This window comes from Brevundimonas sp. SPF441 (assembly GCF_009661015.1).
Lineage (GTDB): Bacteria > Pseudomonadota > Alphaproteobacteria > Caulobacterales > Caulobacteraceae > Brevundimonas > Brevundimonas vesicularis.
This window is the reverse complement of the sequence record NZ_WJWX01000057.1, coordinates 1-670: the sequence shown is the minus strand read 5'-3', so window position 1 is coordinate 670 and position 670 is coordinate 1. Positions and strand designations below refer to the sequence as shown.

Sequence of the window (670 nt, the reverse complement as noted above, 5' to 3'; positions counted from 1 at the left end):
CCAGGTTGGTGTCGATGGTGACGTTGGCCGGAGCGGTCATGTCAAAGGCGTTGGCCGGGCCGGTGTCGTCCGAGGCGTAGATGCCGATGGTGCCGAAGTCGATCGTGGTCGAGGCGTTGCCGGTGTAGTAGGCGCAGTCCGTCGACACAGCGCCCTTCAGGGTGAAGGTCGCGCCGTCGTTGTTCGACGCCGTGCCGTTGTTGTTGGCGGCGCCGCCCGTGATCAGCAGCAGCGAAACGTCGCCCTGGTTGTTCGGGCCGTTGACGTAGTTTTGGGCCAGGTTCAGCTGAGCCGTGCCGGTGTAGGTGCCGATGGTGCTTTGCGCATTGCCGTTGGCGTCATACGGGCCGCTGGCAGAGCCTTGATAGATCGGGTTGCCGGCCAGAGCCGGGGCGGCGGTCAGCGCCAGAGCGGCGACGCCGGCGAGAAGAGCTTGAAGCTTCACAGTAGTTCTCCCTTTAACGAGAAGTGGGCGCCGACGCGGTGTCGACGCCCTCTATTTTCAAGTCGTTCTGGAGATCAGAAGGCTTGGATGTTGACGGACAGCTGGCCTTCATAGGCGCCGGCGAGCAGCGACTTGGACGGAACGGGGATGTTCACGTTCAGGGCCATGGCCGACTTCCAGGCGCCGTGGCTGGCGCTGGTGGAGTTGGCGTTGGCGGCCAGGTTG

The 670-nt window shown here is 64.2% G+C and carries 1 protein-coding gene; it reads right to left on the bottom strand.

Translation table 11 applies throughout. The features are described from left to right. A partial coding sequence (locus tag GGC30_RS16165) for a hypothetical protein (protein ID WP_228763796.1) occupies positions 1-445 on the bottom strand: 445 nt, incomplete at its 3' end. Between the last annotated feature and the right edge of the window lie 225 nt (positions 446-670).